16 protein-coding genes are annotated in these 18,384 nt (G+C 67.0%); 6 read left to right on the plus strand and 10 right to left on the minus strand.

Translation table 11 applies throughout. The annotated features are described in order from the left end of the window. Positions 1-135 precede the first annotated feature (135 nt). The gene (locus CVM50_RS12785; protein WP_085886806.1) at positions 136-1,542 is read left to right on the plus strand and encodes a fused MFS/spermidine synthase; all 1,407 of its coding nucleotides are present in this window, start codon (positions 136-138) and stop codon (positions 1,540-1,542) included. Here the strand turns inward: CVM50_RS12785 and CVM50_RS12790 are convergent. The 7 genes from CVM50_RS12790 to CVM50_RS12820 form a co-directional block, all read right to left on the minus strand. Further along, entirely contained in the window at positions 1,539-3,179 is a 1,641-nt protein-coding gene (locus tag CVM50_RS12790; protein WP_085886807.1) for a BCCT family transporter, read from the minus strand. The genes CVM50_RS12785 and CVM50_RS12790 overlap by 4 nt on opposite strands. Before the next feature lie 366 nt (positions 3,180-3,545). Next, positions 3,546-4,568, minus strand: coding sequence for a response regulator (locus CVM50_RS12795; protein WP_085886808.1), 1,023 nt, complete (start codon positions 4,566-4,568; stop codon positions 3,546-3,548). Further along, positions 4,565-5,917 (minus strand): sensor histidine kinase, encoded by a 1,353-nt coding sequence (locus tag CVM50_RS12800; protein ID WP_085886809.1) that lies wholly within the window; start codon positions 5,915-5,917, stop codon positions 4,565-4,567. Before CVM50_RS12800 ends, CVM50_RS12795 begins: the two co-directional genes overlap by 4 nt. Continuing rightward, the gene (locus tag CVM50_RS12805) at positions 5,914-6,387 is read right to left on the minus strand and encodes a molybdopterin-dependent oxidoreductase (RefSeq protein ID WP_100148508.1); all 474 of its coding nucleotides are present in this window, start codon (positions 6,385-6,387) and stop codon (positions 5,914-5,916) included. The genes CVM50_RS12800 and CVM50_RS12805 overlap by 4 nt, the downstream gene beginning before the upstream one ends. Before the next feature lie 246 nt (positions 6,388-6,633). Then, entirely contained in the window at positions 6,634-7,677 is a 1,044-nt protein-coding gene (locus tag CVM50_RS12810) for a quaternary amine ABC transporter ATP-binding protein (RefSeq protein WP_085886810.1), read from the minus strand. A gap of 13 nt (positions 7,678-7,690) precedes the next feature. Beyond that, positions 7,691-8,734, minus strand: coding sequence for an ABC transporter permease (locus CVM50_RS12815; protein WP_085886811.1), 1,044 nt, complete (start codon positions 8,732-8,734; stop codon positions 7,691-7,693). A 108-nt stretch (positions 8,735-8,842) separates the two neighbouring features. Continuing rightward, complete coding sequence (locus CVM50_RS12820) at positions 8,843-9,829, minus strand: ABC transporter substrate-binding protein (protein WP_085886812.1); 987 nt, start codon at positions 9,827-9,829, stop codon at positions 8,843-8,845. A 445-nt stretch (positions 9,830-10,274) separates the two neighbouring features. On the opposite strand from CVM50_RS12820, the gene CVM50_RS12825 reads away from it, so the two are divergent. From CVM50_RS12825 to CVM50_RS12845, 5 genes are all read left to right on the plus strand, one after another. Then, positions 10,275-11,459, plus strand: coding sequence for an ABC transporter substrate-binding protein (locus CVM50_RS12825; RefSeq protein ID WP_085886813.1), 1,185 nt, complete (start codon positions 10,275-10,277; stop codon positions 11,457-11,459). A 106-nt stretch (positions 11,460-11,565) separates the two neighbouring features. Continuing rightward, positions 11,566-12,426, plus strand: coding sequence for an ABC transporter ATP-binding protein (locus CVM50_RS12830; protein ID WP_085886814.1), 861 nt, complete (start codon positions 11,566-11,568; stop codon positions 12,424-12,426). After that, positions 12,423-13,127, plus strand: a complete 705-nt coding sequence (locus tag CVM50_RS12835) for an ABC transporter ATP-binding protein (protein ID WP_085886815.1) — start codon at positions 12,423-12,425, stop codon at positions 13,125-13,127. Before CVM50_RS12830 ends, CVM50_RS12835 begins: the two co-directional genes overlap by 4 nt. 6 nt (positions 13,128-13,133) lie before the next feature. After that, complete coding sequence (locus tag CVM50_RS12840; RefSeq protein WP_085886816.1) at positions 13,134-14,141, plus strand: branched-chain amino acid ABC transporter permease; 1,008 nt, start codon at positions 13,134-13,136, stop codon at positions 14,139-14,141. Then, positions 14,138-15,469, plus strand: coding sequence for a branched-chain amino acid ABC transporter permease (locus CVM50_RS12845; protein WP_085886817.1), 1,332 nt, complete (start codon positions 14,138-14,140; stop codon positions 15,467-15,469). Before CVM50_RS12840 ends, CVM50_RS12845 begins: the two co-directional genes overlap by 4 nt. Before the next feature lie 77 nt (positions 15,470-15,546). On the opposite strand, the gene CVM50_RS12850 is transcribed toward CVM50_RS12845, so the two are convergent. Genes CVM50_RS12850 through CVM50_RS12860 form a run of 3 tightly spaced genes read right to left on the minus strand, consistent with a single transcriptional unit; the run spans position 15,547 to position 18,379 of the window. Continuing rightward, on the minus strand, positions 15,547-16,542 hold the full coding sequence (locus CVM50_RS12850; protein ID WP_085886818.1) for a siderophore-interacting protein: 996 nt from the start codon (positions 16,540-16,542) through the stop codon (positions 15,547-15,549). Then, a complete protein-coding gene (locus CVM50_RS12855; protein ID WP_085886819.1) occupies positions 16,542-17,363 on the minus strand; it encodes an ABC transporter ATP-binding protein in 822 nt (273 codons plus the stop codon). Before CVM50_RS12855 ends, CVM50_RS12850 begins: the two co-directional genes overlap by 1 nt. Next, positions 17,360-18,379, minus strand: a complete 1,020-nt coding sequence (locus CVM50_RS12860) for a FecCD family ABC transporter permease (protein ID WP_232618239.1) — start codon at positions 18,377-18,379, stop codon at positions 17,360-17,362. The genes CVM50_RS12855 and CVM50_RS12860 overlap by 4 nt, the downstream gene beginning before the upstream one ends. Between the last annotated feature and the right edge of the window lie 5 nt (positions 18,380-18,384).

Here is an 18,384-nt window from a genome sequence, read left to right on the forward strand (position 1 = left end):
TCGACGTTTCATTAGATTTGTGAAGAGGCCACGCTGGTTCCTAGGTACAGTCCGAGGCACCACCGGATCCACAGCCCTTCAACCGAGTAGGACCCTCCCATCCGCTTCTCCGTCGCCATTGCCCTCACCCTGGTCATGTCCGCCGTCGGCCTGACCTATGAGATCGCCGCCGGGCGCGTCCTGGCCCCCTTTTTCGGCACGTCCCTGCTGACCTGGACCACGGTGATCGCCACCGTTCTGGGCGGGTTTTCCCTGGGCAGCGCCCTGGGCGGGATGGTGGCGGAACGGCCTCGGGATGAGGCACTGCGCCGGGTGCGCGGCGCGCTGATCACGACGGCGGTCCTGATGACCGTCTCTCCGGCGGTACTGAGCGTGCTGCATTCCTGGGGCGCGCGGGGCACCGGCGGCATGGTCCTTTGCGTGATCGTCGTCTTCTTCCCCGCCTCGGTCTTCATCACCCTGCCCTCGCCGCTCCTGGCCAAACTCGCGATCGAGGCCCGCCCCGGCCACGAAGGATCCTCCCTCGGGTTCGTCATGGCGGCGGGCTCGATCGGGGCGATTTTCGGTTCGATCCTGTCGGGCTTCGTCGCATTGCCGCTGATCGGGGCCACGGCCACCTTCGCCGCCTGCGGCATGCTGGCGCTGCTGTGCCTGCCCTTCCTGCGCGGCGGCGCGGCCAACAGCCGCGGCGTGACCATCGCCGCCGCCGGTTTCGTCGCCTTCGCCGGGCTGGCGGGCACCCCGGCCTGCGAGTTCGAATCCGGGCAATCCTGCCTCGACGTGGATCAGCGGGGGGCCCAGGTCCGGCTGTTCTCCGACGGGGTGCTGCAGGCCGCAGAGCTCAAGACGGCTGCCGCGGAGGGCACAGGCGACCTGGCACTGTCCTACACCAGCTGGCTGTGGTCGCGCCTCGACACGGACCTGGGCCCGGCGCCCGAGGTTCTCTTCGTCGGCGGCGGCGGCTACACCCTGCCCACGCAGCTTTTGGCGTCACGCCCCGAGGCACGGGCCATCGCGGTGGAAATCGACCCGCTGGTCACCGACGTCGTGCGGGCGCACCTGCCGCGCGCGGCGGCGATGATCGCCCGGACGGGGTATGACGCGGCCGCTCCGTCGGACGCGACCGAGGGGCGCCTGGGCATCGTTCATGCCGATGGCCGCACCTACCTCAACGCAACCGAGGCGCGCTTCGACGCGGCGGTGATGGATGCTTTTTCCTCCGGGTCGGTCCCGGCGCATCTGGTCACGCTCGAAACCTTCGAGCGACTGCGCCAGATCGTTGACGGGCCCGTCTATGTGAACCTGATCGACGGTCCCGACGGCCCTCTGGCGCGGGGCGTGCACGCAATCCTTACGGAGCTTTACCCGGAGGTGCAGGTCGTCCTCGGCTCTCTCGGGGCCTCCGGTCGGGGCAACATCCTGCTGGCCGCGTCAGAGGCGCCTCTGCCCCGGCTGCAGTCGCTGCCCGAAGGCTACGGCCCGACACAGATCTCCGAGGCGCGCGCCTTCACGGACGACCGGGGCTGGGTCGGGCACCGCTAGCTCCCCGCATCATCGGCCCCGGATCTTGCGAAGCTGTCCAGCTCGGGGCGCGTCCCGACGTTCACGTGGTCGATGTCTTCCTGCGCGAAGCCCCGGATCAGCGAGGGGATCATCATGCTGCACAGGATGAAGATCGGCAGGCCGACCACGGTGATCACTTGTTGCAGGGCGGTCAACCCGGCCTCTCCGGCCAGGACGATCAGCATTGCCGCCACCAGCCCTTCGGCCGCCCCCCAGAAGACGCGCTGATGGGTTGGGCCGGGGTTGGGTGTGCCGGTGCAGAGCATGTCGACCACAAGCGAGGCCGAGTCCGACGACGTGGCGAAGAAGATCGCGACGATCACCACCGCAAGCCCCTGGACGACCGGGGTGAAGGGGAAGTGCTCGAAGAAGGCGAACATGGCCAGCGGGATGCTGTCGGCCACCGCGGCGCTGATCTGGCCCGCGCTGTCGCCCAGGGCCTCGCGCGCGGCCAGGCCGATACCGTCGAACTCCATCGCCTGCCAGCCGAAGATGGCGAACCAGACCAGGGTGAACAGGGATGGCGCGCCAAGCACACCGAAGACGAACTCCCGGATGGTGCGCCCGCGCGAGATGCGCGCAACGAAGAGCCCGATGAAGGGCGACCAGGTCACCGTCCAGGCCCAGTAAAAGACCGTCCAGCTGCCCTGCCAGCCCCAGTCGTCGTTGCCCGGGTTTTCATTGGCCAGCATGTCGTTCCAGAAGGCCAGCCGCGGCAGGTTCTCGAAGTAGAGGCCGAAGGTTTCGACCAGCCCGCGCAGCAGGAACAGCGTGGAGCCGGTGACCAGCACGAAGACCATCAGCGCCACCGCCATGCCGATATTGAGGTTCGACAGCAGCTTCACCCCCTTGTCGAGGCCCGCGACGATGGATCCGATGGCGACAAGGGTCAGCACCGTGAGGATCGCAACCTGCACCACGGTCCCGTCCCCGGTCCCGAAAAGCGCGTCGAGGCCCGCCGCGATCTGGCTGGAGCCGAGGCCAAGCGACACCGCGACGCCGAAAAGCGTGCCGAGGATCGCGACGATGTCGATGGCCTTGCCGACCGGGCCATGGATGCCCTCCCGCAGCAGCGGGTAGAAGACCGAGCTGACGCGGACCGGCAGATCATAGCGGTTGATGAAATAGGCAAAGGCCAGCCCCGGCAGCGTGAAGATCGCCCAGGTGTGCAGCCCGAGGTGGTAGATTGCGATGGAGATCGCATCGCGCGCCGCCTCTTCCGTGTAGGCCTCCACCCCCGGCAGCGGCGGGCTGGAGAAATGGCTGATGGGTTCCGCCACGCCCCAGAACATCAGGACCGTGCCGATGCCCCCGGCAAACAGCATGGTGAACCAGGAGAGGTTGGAATACTCCGGCCGTTCGCCCTTGGGCCCCAGCCGGATATGCCCGTGTCGCGACACCGCCGCCCAGATCAGGAAGCCCAGCCAGACGTTGACCCCGAGGATGAAGAACCAGCCCAGGTTGGTCACGATCCAGGATCGCCCGGCGGCGAAGGCGTCTCCGATCCCCTCGGGGAACAGGACCAGCGCAATCACGAAGACGATCGTGACCCCCGCTGAGACGAAAAAAATGGTGGGGTCCGTGCGAAGGCCGAGGCGGCGGGCCAAGTGTTCCAATGGACAGGCTCCTGAGCGTGGGTCACTGTCACTCAACTGTGAACGGGGCGCGATGTTCCATCGGAGCGCGTTTCTCTTTGCAGAACATCCCCGCCCCGCCGCGAAACAGGGGCTGCGTCCATGCAATGACTGGACCGTCATCGCGACATGGCCGGCCCAGACCCGCAACGGAGCTTGTGTGCAGTTTGCAGGCCAGTGCGATTGCGAATGAGTCAGTGGGTGAGTGATGCGGAACAGAATAAAGGTCGCCGTGCGTCAGAAAAGACGCACGGCGACCGGGGACGAAAAGTCGTACATTCTGAAAAAATGTTTCTCCACTCAGGTAATGAGCATAGGGTAACGCAATGCCGATCCCCTGCGCCTCCCCTATTCGGAGGAGGGAATGGCGGAAAGTGCCAGCAGCAATGCCACAAGATCGGTTTGACGGTGGGTTTCCGTCTTGGCGAAAACGCTTTTGAGGTGGCTGGCCACGGTGGTCGGCGACACGCCCAGGGTCTCGGCGATGGCATCGCTGCGCAACCCGCTGGCCAGCAGGCCGGAGATGCGCGCCTCGGTGGGCGTCAGGCCAAGGGCCCGGCGCAGCAGATCGGGGTCGGGCACCGCGCGGCGGGCAGGATCGACGATCAGCACCATCACCGCAGCCCCCTGCCCTGTGCTGCTGTCCAGCCGCGACAGCAGCAGGATCGGCCCCTGGCCGCGATCGGGCCGGACCAGCGGCACCGGCGCCACGGCGGTCGACGTCCCACCCGACAGCGCCTCCGTCAGCCCCTCGCGCAACTTCGTGGGCTCGACCTCAGCGCGCAGCGTCTCGTCCAGACGCAGACCGGACCCTGGCTGGCACAGCGCGCGGGCGACGGCGTTGGCGTGCAGCACCTGGCCCGCCGGGTCGAGCAGGACGATCCCCTGCGACAGCCGGTCGAGCGCGGCCCAGGCCCCGGCCTCGGCCTCGGCCAGCGCCGTTCGTGCCGCCTCCACCGCCCCCTCTGTCGGCCGCGCCGAGGCCACCCGCCGGACCTGGCGCAGATGGGCCGCGATGGTGGCCAGCAGCACCTCGTAGTCCACCGGCTTGACGATGTAGTCGTCCGCACCACGCATCTTGCCGTCGATGATGTCCGCCCGGTCTCCGAAGGCCGTGAGGAACAGGAAGGGCACCGCATCAAGCGCGCTGTGCTCCGCCCGCAGGGCCTGCAACAGGGCCCGGCCATCCATGCGCGGCATGGCGATGTCGCACAGGATCAGGTCGGGTTGCGTGTCCTTCAACATCTCCAGCGCCTGCAGCCCGTCCCCGGCACAGAGCGCGCGATAGCCTGCCTCGGTCAACTCCTCGCAGATATCGTTGCGCAGGTGGCGTTCATCTTCGCAAACCATGATCGTCGCGGGTTCGGTCATGACACGGCCTCCTCCTTGTCGGAGGGTGTTTCCGGCATCCACAGGGTGAAGAGCGTCCCGCCGCCGGTCCGCGGCTGCACGGTGATCCGCCCCTGCAGCAGCAGCGCCAGCCGCTGCGCCAGCCACAACCCGATCCCGGTGCCCGCCGCCGGCGCATCCTCGCCGCGCTGGAACCGGGCGAAGAGCCTTTCGGCCTCGGCATCGCTGAGGCCGGGACCTCGGTCCGCGACGGCACAGGCCACCTGCCCGTCCTGCCGGAAAAGGGTGAGGTCGACCGGCGTGTCGGGGGGCGAGTATTTGACCGCGTTGTCGATCAGGTTCATCAGCGCGTGCTGCACCAGCTTGGCATCGCACCAGGCGCACAGTTCCGGCTCGGCGACCGTCAGCGAGATCCGTCGCCCCGGATGCCGCCGGCGCATCTCCTCCACGATGCTGCGCACCGGCGGGACCAGATCGACGATCACCTGCTGGGGGCGCACGATCTGGTGGTCGATCCGGCCGATCAGCAGCGCCGCATCCACCAGCCGGTCGAGCGAGCCGACCATTTCGCGGATCGTGGCCTGCTTGGCTTCCAGAACCTCCGGCGCGGCGGGCTGGCCACGGCGGTACATGCGCTGTGCCGCGCTATCGATCACCGCCAGCGGCGTGCGGAACTGGTGCGAAACCACGGCGGCAAAGTCGCGCCAATGGGCGACGGTGGCGCGTTCGCGGTCCAGATCCTCCTCCAGCCGCTGCGAGCGTTCGCGCAGGATCTCGGCATCCAGCCGCGCGCGCCGGTCCGCCAGGATGCGCCAGCCCAGATAGATGGCCAGCAACACGCCGATGCCCAGCGAATAGGCCACCTGCGCCACCGCCGTCCGATAGCTGCCCAGTCGGTTCGACAGGACCCGCCATTCGCTGACCATTGCCCGGTTCGCCGCCCGGTTCAGCTCCCGCACCAGTACGCCCATCTGTCGGCTCAACTCCTGCTCCTCGTAGGGCGCCAACTGCCGCACCGCCGGGTCGAGACGCTGCGCGGCGCGGGCCGCGGCGAGCACAGGGCCGGCGAACCCCAGCCGGTCCAGGAACCGTAGCTGCGGGCCCTGGGTCAGCATGTCGATGCGGCTGCGAAAGAGATCGTACTGCGGCCCGATCCGCCCAGCCTCCCCGGGGCTTTTGGCCAGGACCACCTGCAACTCCAGCGCCTCCACCTGGGTCTGGCTGATCACCCAGACCATGTTGGTGGCATCGTCCAGCCGCATGGAATCCTCGATCGCCCGCAGGCGCAGGAAGCCATAGACCAGAAGGCCCACACAAAGCATCAGCAGCAGGACGGGCACCATGGTGCGCCAGAAGGTGGCCCGGCTCATCGGGCTTCGAGGCGCGTCAGTTGCCAGACCCAGCGGTAGTCGAAATTGATGTCCTGCAACTCGCGGTGCGCGTCGCGCGGATAGACGATCCAGATCGGGCCCTTGTCGCGCGGGCTCATGGCCTCGCCGTTCCTGGTCAGCGCGGCGATCACGTCATAGCGGGTGAAATCCTCCACCGGCAGATCGATCTCGTAATCGTTCAGCGCCAGGGCCATCACCCTGTCGGAGGTGACCCCCGCATCCGCCAGCAGGTCGCGCATCAGCGGCCCGGTGAAATGCTGCGGCCCGTCGGTGACGGTGGTGTGGGTCGTCAGTTCGACCTGCGGCAGCGCCTCCAACCGGGCGCGGTCATAGGTTTCGATGCCATGCCCCGTTTCGATCGTCAGCAGAACGTCCTCTGCCCGGGCGAAGCTTGCGGAAAGAAAGAGAAGCGCGGCGATCAGAAAAATGCGCCTTGAGAACGAGATCATGACAAAAAAGCCCCCGATGGTGGCCGCAGGATAATCCGCGGCCACGCCTTGATGCAATTGTCCGCCACCGAATCGTCCCTCCCGACACAGCACTGGCGCAGGAAACGCCAGGGAATTGCCCTTGCCCGGGATCGCCCCGACCGCGACAATGCGAAGCTGTCCCGACAGCCGCCCCGCAAAGGAAAAGGCGCCCGCCGGTCGCAATGACCCGCGGGCGCCTCCGGTCTTCACACCTGGTGCCCGGGCTCAGGCAGCGGCGCCGGTCTCACGCGGCACGAGGGCGCGCATGATCTCTGCCAGGTCGACATAGCCCAGCGTTTCGCCATTGCGCACGACCCGGTAGGCCCGGTCCATCGCGCCGCCCGCCCGGGCGATCACGCTTTCCAGGTTGTCCGCCGGATCCACATCGCCCGCGATCTCGCCGGCAGGCGCGGCCTCGGTCATAATGGACCGAACCCGCAGGACGCGGGCGCGGTTGATGTCGGCCACGAAGTCTTCGATGTAGGGATCCGCCGGGTTCAGCAGGATCTTCTGCGGCTCACCCTGCTGCACCACCGCGCCATCCTTCAGGATCACCAGATGATCGGCCAGCTTCAGCGCCTCATCCAGATCGTGGGTGATGAAGATGATGGTCTTGTGAAGCTCCTCCTGCAACTCCAGCAGCAGGTCCTGCATATCGGTGCGGATCAGCGGGTCGAGGGCGGAAAACGCCTCGTCCATCAGCATGATGTCCGAGTTCGACGCCAGCGCCCGGGCAATACCAACACGCTGCTGCATACCGCCCGACAGCTGGTGCGGATACTGGTCGTCCTGACCTTCCAGCCCGACACGTTCCAGCCACTTGCGCGCCTCGCCCTCGAATTCGGCCCGCTTCTTGCCGCGGGTGGCCAGCGCCATGCCGGCGTTTTCCAGGACGGTCCGGTGCGGCAACAGCGCGAACTTCTGGAACACCATCGACATCTTCTCACGCCGCAGGGTGCGCATCTGGCTGTCGTTCCAGGACAGGATGTCCTCACCGTTCACCAGAACCTCGCCCGCCGTCGGCTCGATCAGGCGGTTGAGGTGGCGGATCAGCGTCGACTTCCCGGACCCGGACAGGCCCATGATGACGGTGATCTCACCCTCCTTCATGTCGACGTTGATGTCCTGCAGGCCCAGGACGTGACCCGTCTGGTCCAGAAGGTCGGTCTTGGACATGCCCGCCTTCACCTTCTCCAGCGCCGCCGGAGGGTTGGCGCCGAAGATCTTGTAAAGGTGGCGGATGGAGACTTTCACGTTCTTCTCGGTCATTCTCTCATCCTCCTCAGCGCGATGCCTGGCTGGCGTCGATCCGGGCCAGCGAGGCCTTGGTCACGCGGTCCAGCGCGATGGCCAGGACCACGATACCCAGACCGGCCACAAGACCCACGCCCAGTTCCAGGTTACGGATGCCGCGCAGCACCAGGATGCCGAGACCGGGCGCCGAAACCATGGAAGCGATGACAACCATCGCCAGTGACATCATGATCGTCTGGTTCACGCCCGCCATGATGTTGGGCAGCGCCAGCGGGATCTGCACACCGAACAGCTTCTGGCTCTTGGTCATGCCGAAGGCATCGGCGGCCTCGATCACGTCGGGATCAACCAGACGGATGCCGAGGTTGGTCAGCCGGACCACGGGTACGATGGCATAAAGGATCACCGCAATCCCGTAGAGCTTCGGCTCGGTCACCGAAAACAGGAAGATCAGCGGAATCAGGTAGACGAAGGGTGGCAGCGTCTGCAGCATGTCCAGCACCGGCGTCAGAACGCCCTGCAGGCGGTCGCTGCGCGACATGGCAATGCCTATGGGCACCCCGATCAGCACACATATGAAGGCGCAGACAAAGATGATCGCGAGGGTCTGCATCGCCACCTCGTAGTGATCGACAAAGGCCAGCCCCGCGACCACCAGGGCGACGAAGCCCACGACCTTCCACGAACGCGCCACAGCCCAGGTGATCAGCAGCAGGATCGGCATCATCGCCCACCAGGGCGTTTCCGTCATCAGCCACAGCATGTTTTCCAGGGCCCAGCTCAGCGGCTGGGTCAACGGGTCGACCACGAAGCGAAGTGCGTCTCGAATGCCGAGGAAGCCGGTCTCCAGCCCCGAGGTCAGGTCCCGCGACTGCGGGATCGCAGCGCAGGCGTCGTTCAGGGCGTCAAGAGAGGGGAAAGGAAGATCATGCAGCGGAGTTCCCGCCGAGTCACCGTTGTCGCCTGCGGTCTTCGCCAGAAGGTCGGCCATAGACATCGGCCCGTCGGAGGCCTCTGCGTCGCACCAGTCCCTCAGGCCAAGACTGTCGAAAAGACCGTCATAGATTGCCATGTGTCTGTCGGGCCATCACCAGCCCACCCTTGTTGTAAAACCAAGAAACGGGGCCGGCGTACCGGCCCCGTCGAATATCCTGATGCCCCGACACGGGGCCATGGCTGATTATTCCACCAGCGCGGAGAGTTTCTCGCGCGCGGCGTCGTTCACCCAACCGGTCCAGGTGTCCGTTGCGCTGGACAGGAAGTAGACCGCGACTTCCTCGTTGGAAGCGTTGTTCTCATCCTTCCAGGCCAGCAGGCTGGACATCTGGTCGGTGGAGAAGGTCATGTTGGTGAAGAACTCGGTGACCGCCGGATTTTCCTCCGAGAAGGTGGAGGTGACCGACGTCAGGATCGGCGCCGCCGGGAAGTCGGAGACCTGCGGGTCCGGTGTGTCGGGGTTCTGCAACGGGGTGAAGGTCGCTTCGTCGTAACCGCCCAGGTCGACACGGGTCATGTCGTACTTGCCCAGGGGGACCGTCGGGCCCCAGTAGTAGCCGAACCAGGGTTCACCGTTGGTGACGGCCGCCCCCATCGAGGTCGCCAGCGTCTCACCGGAGCCGTGGTTGAAGACCTCGATGTCGTGGCCTTCGAGGTCCAGTGCGCGCGACAGGTTGTCGGACACGACACGGCAGCCCCAGCCGTCCGGGCAGTTATTGAAGCGGTTGCCGACCAGTTCCGGGTTCTCAAGGATCCCCTCGATGGTCGTCAGTTCGGGGTGTTCCTCAGCCAGGTAGGAGGGAATCCACCAGCCTTCGACACCGCCCGGTTCCAGAACGGAGGTCAGACGCTTGATGCTGCCGCCCTCTTCCAGCTTGGTATAGGCGTCACCGGCCGAGTTCAGCCACAGGTTGGTCACCACGTCCGGCTCACCGTTCTCGGCAACCGAGGTGATGGCGGGGATGGTGTCCGACTGCACCAGCGACACGTCGCAGCCGTAGCCCTGTTCCAGCAGGAATTTGGCGATGTTGGTGGTCACCTCGGCGGCGGCCCAGCCCATCTGGGCGATCGAGACTTCGCCGCACTGGCCCGCCTCATCCTGGGCCTGGGCGGCCATGGGCAGGGAAAGCGTGGCAACAAGTGCCGTGGACGCAAGCGCAATGGAACGCATAAAGTTCTCCTTCGAATTGTGAAGTAAACAGTTGATGAAAGCAAACCTAGGCCAGAAATGGCCAATGTAAAATCAAAGCTCTACTGGAGGCTTCAGGATGCATTTTGCTTTCGACATCGAAGGGATTGGTAGCAAGAATGATCCGGGAACGCAAACGACCTTTTGATGACAGTTCACGACATGCCCCAGGGGCAAGCCCGCAAGGGCGATGGTGCTGACCGCGGGCGAAAGGACCCCGCCCCCCGGGGCGCCGCCTTCCCTGGCGACCGCACTAAGGTCCATTACCACGCGAAATGCGGGACAGGATTCCGCAAAAACAACGCTTGAGCCTCTTGACCTTCGCGCGCCGATCCGCCCCATTCGTGAATAGACGGGAGCCCGCCTCCCTGTCGGAACGAACAAATAGCCGGGACCGGAAAAACCGGATCCCTGGAGGGAGATCGCAATGAAGAAAATCCTCATGACCACCGCCGCCCTCGCGCTTGGCGCCTCGGCCGCCAGCGCCGAAGAGATCAAGATGGGCGTCCTGCTGGGCTTCACCGGCCCGCTGGAATCCCTCGCCGGGCCGATGGCCCAGGGCGCCGAGATGGCGATGAAGGAAGTCTCCGACAGCGGCATGCTGCTGGAAGGCGACACCGTGACGGCCGTGCGCAGCGACAGCACCTGCATCGATTCCGCCGCCGCCACCGCCGCCGCCGAAACCCTTGTCACCTCCGACGGGGTGAAGGGGATCATGGGCGCCATGTGCTCTGGCGCGACGACCGCCGTGCTGCAGAACGTCGGCATGCCGAACGGCGTGGTGATGATCTCGCCCTCCGCGACCTCGCCCGCGCTGTCGGACATGGAAGACGGCGGGTTCTTCTTCCGCACCGCCCCCTCCGACGCCCGCCAGGGCGAGGTGATGGCGCAGGAGATCCTGGACAAAGACATCTCATCGGTCGCCGTGACCTACACCAACAACGACTACGGCAAGGGCCTGGCCGACAGCTTCCAGTCCGCCTTCGAAGAGGCCGGCGGCACGGTGACCATCTCCGCCGCCCATGAGGACGGCAAGGGCGACTACTCTGCCGAGGTCGGCGCGCTGGCCTCCGCGGGCGGTGACGCGCTGGTGCTGATCGGCTATGTCGACCAGGGCGGCTCGGGCGTGCTGCGCGGCGCGCTGGACACCGGCGCCTTCTACACCTTCGTCTTCCCCGACGGCATGGTCAGCCAGGCGCTGGAAGACAACTTCGGCGCGGAACTCGAAGGCTCCTTCGGCCAGCTGCCCGACTCCGAAGGGGAAGGCATGTCCACCTACCTCGCCATGGCCGAAGAGGCCGGCTTCGACGGTTCCTCCGCCTACTCGGGCGGCGCCTACGACAGTGCCGCGCTGATGCTGCTGGCCATGCAGGCCGCGGGCTCCACCGATCCCAAGGTCTACAAGGACATGATCATGGAGGTCGCCAACGGCCCCGGCGAGAAGATCTACCCCGGTGAACTGGCCAAGGGCCTGGAACTGCTGAAGGCGGGTGAGGCCATCGACTACGACGGCGCCACCGCGGTCGAGCTGATCGGTGAAGGCGAAGCCGCCGGCACCTTCCGCGAGATCCTCTTCGAGGACGGCAAGATCACCACGGTCGGCTACCGCTGATCTCGCGTCACGGCGAAGGGTCGGCCCGGGACGCATCGTCCCGGGCCGTCTTTCATGTCGGAACGACACCTGCCGGCCCGCGCGGCCGGCCCAGTCGGGGAACTCCATGATCCGGGTCGAGAACCTAGTCAAATCCTTCGGCGGCTTCCTGGCCGTCGACCATGCCAGCATCGAAATCGCCACGGGATCCATCACCGGTCTCGTCGGGCCGAACGGCGCCGGCAAATCCACCCTTTTCAACGTCATCGCCGGCGTCCACGCGCCCACCTCGGGCCGGGTCACCATGGACGGCGAGGACATCACCGGGCTGACGCCGCACCAGCTGTTCCACAAGGGTCTGCTGCGCACCTTCCAGATCGCCCATGAGTTCCCCACCCTGTCGGTGCGCGAGAACCTGATGATGGTGCCCGAAGGGCAGTCGGGCGAAACGCTGTGGAATACCTGGTTCGCCCGTGGCCGCATCCGCGCCGAAGAGGCGGCCCTGCGCGCCAAGGCCGACGACGTGCTGGACTTCCTCACCATCAGCCACCTGGCCGAGGAAAAGGCCGGCAACCTCTCCGGCGGACAGAAGAAGCTGCTGGAGCTGGGCCGCACGATGATGGTCGAGGCCAAGATCGTCTTCCTCGACGAGGTCGGCGCCGGCGTGAACCGCACCCTGCTGAACACCATCGGCGATGCCATCGTGCGGCTGAACAAGGAACGTGGCTATACCTTCTGCGTCATCGAACATGACATGGATTTCATCGCCCGCCTCTGCGACCCGGTCATCGTCATGGCCGAGGGAAAAGTCCTGGCCGAAGGCCCCGCCGATCATATCATGGAGAACGAAGCCGTGATCGAGGCCTACCTGGGCACCGGACTGAAGAACAAGGTCGTGGCGGAGGACGCCGCCGAGGCCGCCGCCGGCGAGGATCTGGGCGCGCAGCCCGGCCTGGGCGACCACGCCGGCAAGGGAGACGCGACATGAGCTATCTCGACGCCTCGAACATGACCGGCGGTTACGGCCGCGCGGACATCCTGCATGGCTGCACCCTGACCGTCGAAAGGGGACAGATCGCCGTGATCGTCGGCCCCAATGGCGCGGGCAAGTCCACCGCCATGAAGGCCGTCTTCGGCATGCTGCCCCTGCGCGGCGGATCTGTCATGCTGGACGGCACCGACATCACCGCCATGTCGCCCCAGGACCGGGTGAAGAAGGGCATGGGCTTCGTGCCGCAGGTCAACAATGTCTTCCCCACCATGTCGGTGGAAGAAAACCTGGAGATGGGCGCCTTCATCCGCGACGACGATTTCCACGACACGATGGAGCAGGTCTACACCCTCTTCCCGATCCTGAAGGACAAGCGCCACCAGAACGCGGGCGAACTGTCCGGCGGGCAGCGTCAGCAGGTGGCCGTGGGCCGCGCACTGATGACCCAGCCGAAGCTCCTGATGCTGGACGAACCCACGGCGGGTGTCTCGCCCATCGTGATGGATGAGCTGTTCGACCGCATCATCGAGGTGGCCCGCACCGGGATCTCGATCCTGATGGTCGAACAAAACGCCCGCCAGGCGCTGGAGATCGCCGACCGCGGCTATGTCCTGGTGCAGGGCACCAACCGCTACACCGACACCGGCAAGGCCCTTCTGGCCGACCCGGAGGTCCGCCGCACCTTCCTGGGGGGCTGAGAACAGATGGAAGTCATCAACGCATTGGTCGCGCTGACCAATTACGTCATCATCCCGGCCACGGCCTACGGGGCACAGCTGGCGCTCGGGGCGCTCGGGGTGACGCTGATCTACTCGATCCTGCGCTTTTCAAACTTCGCCCATGGCGACACCATGGCCTTCGGCACTGCGGTGGTGATCCTGATCACCTGGGGCCTTCAGGCCATGGGCATCACCTTTGGCCCGCTGCCGACGGCGCTGATCGCCCTGCCCTTCGGCATCGCGGTGACGGCGCTGATGATGCTGGGCACCGACCGGGTGGTCTATCGCTACTACCGTCGCATCCGCGCTCAGCCGGTGGTGCTGGTCATGGTTTCGGTCGGCGTGATGTTCGTGATGAACGCGCTGACCCGCTTCCTGATCGGCGTCGACCAGATCAACTTCGCAGATGGCGAACGCTTCATCATCTCCGCCCGGACCTGGAACCAGATGACGGGCATGCGCGAGCCGCTGACCCTGCGCACCACCCAGGCGATCACGGTCGTCACGGCGGCGATCACCGTGGCCGCGCTGTTCTGGTTCCTGGGCCGTACCCGCACGGGCAAGTCGATGCGGGCGTTTTCCGACAACGAGGATCTGGCCCTGCTGTCGGGCATCGACCCCGACCGGGTGGTCAAGGTGACCTGGGTGCTGACGGCAGCCCTGGCAACGATCGCCGGCACGCTCTACGGGCTCGACAAGTCGTTCAAGGCCTTCACCTACTTCCAGATCGTCCTGCCGATCTTCGCCTCCGCCATCGTCGGCGGCATCGGCAACCCGGTGGGCGCCATCGTGGGCGGCTTCATCATCTCCTTCTCGGAGGTCGGGCTGACCTACGCCTGGAAGAAGGTGGCGGGTTACCTGGTCCCCGCGTGGGAGCCTGACGGCCTCGTCCAGCTCCTGTCGACCGACTACAAGTTCGCGGTCAGCTTCGTGATCCTCATCCTCGTGCTGATCTTCCGTCCCACCGGTATCTTCAGGGGGAAAGTGGTATGAGCCCAACTCGTCAACCAGGCGACCCCAGCCCGCTGCGCGCACCGCTGTTCTTCGCCATCCTCGCCCTGCTGATCCTGCTGGAGGGGCTGACCACGGGCTGGAATTCGGCCCTGGGTATCCTCAACATGGGGCTGATCTCGGCCATCATGGCGCTTGGGATCAACCTGCAATGGGGTACTGCCGGGTTGTTCAACGCCGGCGCCATGGGCTTCCTGGCGCTTGGCGGCCTGGCGCCCGTGCTGATCTCGATGCCGCCAACGCCCGGGGCCTTTGCGGCGGGCGGCATGGGCATCCTGACCGCCTTCGTCGTGGCGACCATCGCCCTCGTGCTGTCGGTCGTCACCTGGCGCCGCATGCCGAAGGGACGCGCACGGGGCCTGGCGGTCACGGCGATCCTGCTGGTCGGCTTCTTCGTCTATCGCGCCCTCTTCGACCCGGCCGTCACGGCGATCGAGGCGATCAACCCGTCCGCCGCCGGCAACCTGGGCGGGCTGGGCCTGCCCACCCTGATCTCCTGGCCCGTCGGCGCCCTGCTGGCCGCCGGAGCGGCCTGGCTCGTGGGTAAGACGGCCCTCGGCCTGCGCTCGGATTATCTGGCCATCGCGACCCTGGGCATCGCCGAGATCATCGTGGCCGTGCTGAAGAACGAGCAATGGCTGGACCGGGGCGTGCTGAACGTCAACGGCATCCCCCGCCCCTGGCCGGTGCCTTACGAGATCGACCTTCAGGCGCGCCCGGGCTTCGCCGAGAAGGCCCAGGCCTGGGGGCTGGATCCGACGCTGGCCTCGACCCTGCTGGTGAAGCTCGCCTTCCTGGCGCTTTTCATCGTGGTCATCCTGCTGCTGATCTGGGCCTCGGAAATGGCGTTGAAATCGCCCTGGGGCCGGATGATGCACGCCATCCGCGACAATGAGACCTCGGCGGCGGCCATGGGCAAGAACATCACCCGCCGTCACCTTCAGATCTTCGTGCTGGGCTCGGCGGTGATCGGGCTGGCAGGCGCGATGATGATCTCGCTCGACGGGCAGATGACGCCCTCCTCCTACAACCCGCTGCGCTACACCTTCCTGATCCTCGTCATGGTCGTGGTCGGTGGCTCGGGCAGCAACTGGGGCTCGGTGCTGGGTGGCGTGCTGATCTGGTATCTCTGGGTCAAGGCCGGCGACTGGGGCCCGGAGATCATGCAGGCGGTCATGGGCCCGTTGCCCGAGGGCGACTTCAAGACCCACATGATCAACTCCGCGGCCCATATGCGGATGTTGCTGATGGGGATCCTGCTGCTGGTCGTGCTGCGCTTCAGCCCACGCGGGCTGCTGCCCGAGAAGTGAGCCGCGCCAGTGCTTGAACAAAAAAGGGGCCTGCCGGATCGGCGGGCCCCTTTTTCTCCTCTACGCCATGGCGTCCGTTACCAATAGGCGGCGGCATAGACCTCGCGCTTGCCCAGCCCGACCTCGGCCAGCCCCTCACGCAGCCTGCCAATGGCCGCCCGGGGACCGGCGGCGAAAACGAAACGATCCTCTGCCGGCATCTCTGCCCCGGCCAGGGTCGTGGCGAAATCCGGCGTGTCCCCCACGACCCACTGGACCTCCACCCCCGCCGGATGATCCAGCGGCTGACGGTCGTCCGCGTCGGGCACGAACAGCACCGCACGCCCCCGCGTCTCCTCGGGCAGCAGTGCCAACAGCCGCGCGATGACCGGCACGGCTGTGGCATCCCCCATGAAGAGCTGCCAGCCCTCTGCCCGCCGGCCCTGATCGCCGCCAGGGCCGGCCAGGATCACCTCGGATCCGGGCGCCAGCTGCGCCGACCACTCCGTCACCGTGCCGCCCTCGTGCAGCACAATATCGAAATCGAGATGCGGCACGCCGCCTTCGGTCCACAGTTTCCGAACCGTGTAGACCGGACGATGCCAGGCCGCGGCACCCCCGGGCCAGACCGTCACGCCGATGTCGTCGACCCCGGGCCAGCCAGCGCCCTCGGGGCCGAACAGCAGGCGAAAGTGGAACCCCTGTGCCTCGTCGAAGCGCGCCAGTTCGTGCCCCGCCAGCGTCACCCGCCGGAAGGAGGGCGAGATCCGAGCGACTCGCGCAACCCGCGCCAGAGACTGGTTGGCCGGGCGCGTCTGTGGCCGCTCCCCTTCCCATTGAGGCCTCAGCCCGCGCTCCACCAGTTCGCCGGTCAGGTAGTCGCGCAGCGCCTGCAGGTCGGAGGCGGTATCCGACTCCACCCGCATCCGCGCCGCACGCCCCTGGCCGCTGACGCTGAGGACACCGCCGATCATCTGCACCCGCAGCCAGTCCTCCGTCTCGGTGAAGGCCATGTCCCACTCCTGCGCCTGGGCGCGGATCACCTTGCGCAACGCCTGCGCCGGCACCTTCAGGTCGGTTTCCACATGGATCATCAGCCTGCCTCCTCTTGCTGGCGCGCGCGCAGACCATGGCGGCCCACCGGGATCATCATCGGGCGCCCGCTGACCGGATCGTCCATCACCCGCGCCTCCAGGTCGAAGACAGCGCGCAGCATCGCCTCGGTCAGGACATCCCCGGGCGCGCCCTCGGAATGGATCTCCCCCATTCGCATCGCCACCAGCCGGTCGGCGTAGCGGGCGGCCAGGTTCAGCTCGTGCAGGACCATGACGATGGTCGTGCCGCGACGGCGGTTGAGGTCGGTCAGAAGGTCCAGCACCTCGACCTGGTGGTTGACGTCCAGGTAGGTCGTCGGCTCATCCAGCAGCAGCACCTCGGTCTGCTGGGCCAGGGCCATGGCGATCCAGACCCGCTGGCGTTGGCCGCCTGACAGGGCCGCGACCTCGCGTTCCGCCAGGGCATCGGTGCCCGTCAGCTCCAGCGCCTCGGCCACGGCGGCCTCGTCCTCGGCCGACCAGCCGCCGAAGAGACCCTGGTGCGGGTGGCGGCCCCGGCTGACCAGATCCAGCACGGTGATCGCCTCCGGCGCCTGGGGCGCCTGGGGCAGCAGGCCAAGGCGGCGGGCCAGCGCGCGGGGCGGCGTGGCATGGACGGATGTCCCGTCCAGCAGCACCTCGCCCGCCTCCGGCGACAGCAGCCGCGACATGGCGCGCAAGAGCGTGGACTTGCCGCAGGCATTGGCGCCGACGATGGCGGTGATCTGGCCCGGCGCGATTTCCAGGTCGATCCCCTTGAGGATGCGCGCGCCGCCATAGCCTGCGGCCAGGGCGCGGATGGACAGGCTCTGGACGCTCACAGGCCACCTCCGGTTCGATTGCTGCGGATGATGAGGAAAAGCAGGTAGGGCGCGCCCAGCACGCCGGTGACGATGCCGACGGGATACCGCGCGGGCAACCAGAACTGCCCAGCGTAATCCGCCGTCAGCACCAGCACCGCCCCGACCAGCGCGGCAGGCAGCAGCAGCGAGCCGTCCCGCCCCGTCATCCGCGCCGCGATCGGCCCCGACAGGAAGGCGACGAAGGCCACCGGCCCGACCATGGCCGTCGCCACGGCCACCAGCCCCACGGCGGCCACCACCACGGCGGCGCGGATCAAGCCGGTGCGCACGCCCAGCCCCGCGGCCGTTTCGTCGCCCATACGCATGACCTCCAGCGCCGGCGCGGCGATCAGCAGCACGCCGCCGCAGATCGCCAGGGCCGCCAGCAAGGGCAACGCCTGCTCCAGCTGGACACCGTTCAGGCTGCCGGTCATCCAGCGCATGGCGGCCTGCAGGGTCCAGCTTTCGGCCTGGGACAGCATGTAGGCGGTCAGGCTTTGCATCATGCCCGACAGCCCGATCCCCACCAGGATCAGCCGCGCGCCCGCCACGCCCTGGCGCCAGGACAGCAGGTAGATCAGCAGGGCGATGCCCAGACCGGCGGTCACTGCGACCACGGCCACGGGCAGCTCCGCAAGGCCCAGCACGGTGATGGCAAAGACCGCCGCAGCGGAGGCGCCGGCGCTGATGCCGATGATGTCGGGGCTGGCCAGCGGGTTGCGCAGCAGGGTCTGGAAGGCCGCGCCCCCCATGCCGAAACTCAGCCCCGCCAATGCCCCCACCACGGCCCGCGGCAGGCGCAACTGCAGGACGGTGAAGCCCGCACCGGGCACCGCCTCGCCGCCCAGCACCCGCAGGACCGTGGCGGGCGGGGTGAAGCTTTGCCCAAGCGACAGGATCAGTGCGCAGAGACCGAGAACCAGCAGCGCGCAAAGCCCGAGGAACCGCAGGCGCCGCGTCAGCCGCGCGCGGCGCTGCCGCTGGAGTCCCGCCACCTCGC

Source organism: Pseudooceanicola marinus (assembly GCF_002786295.1).
Lineage (GTDB): Bacteria > Pseudomonadota > Alphaproteobacteria > Rhodobacterales > Rhodobacteraceae > Pseudooceanicola > Pseudooceanicola marinus.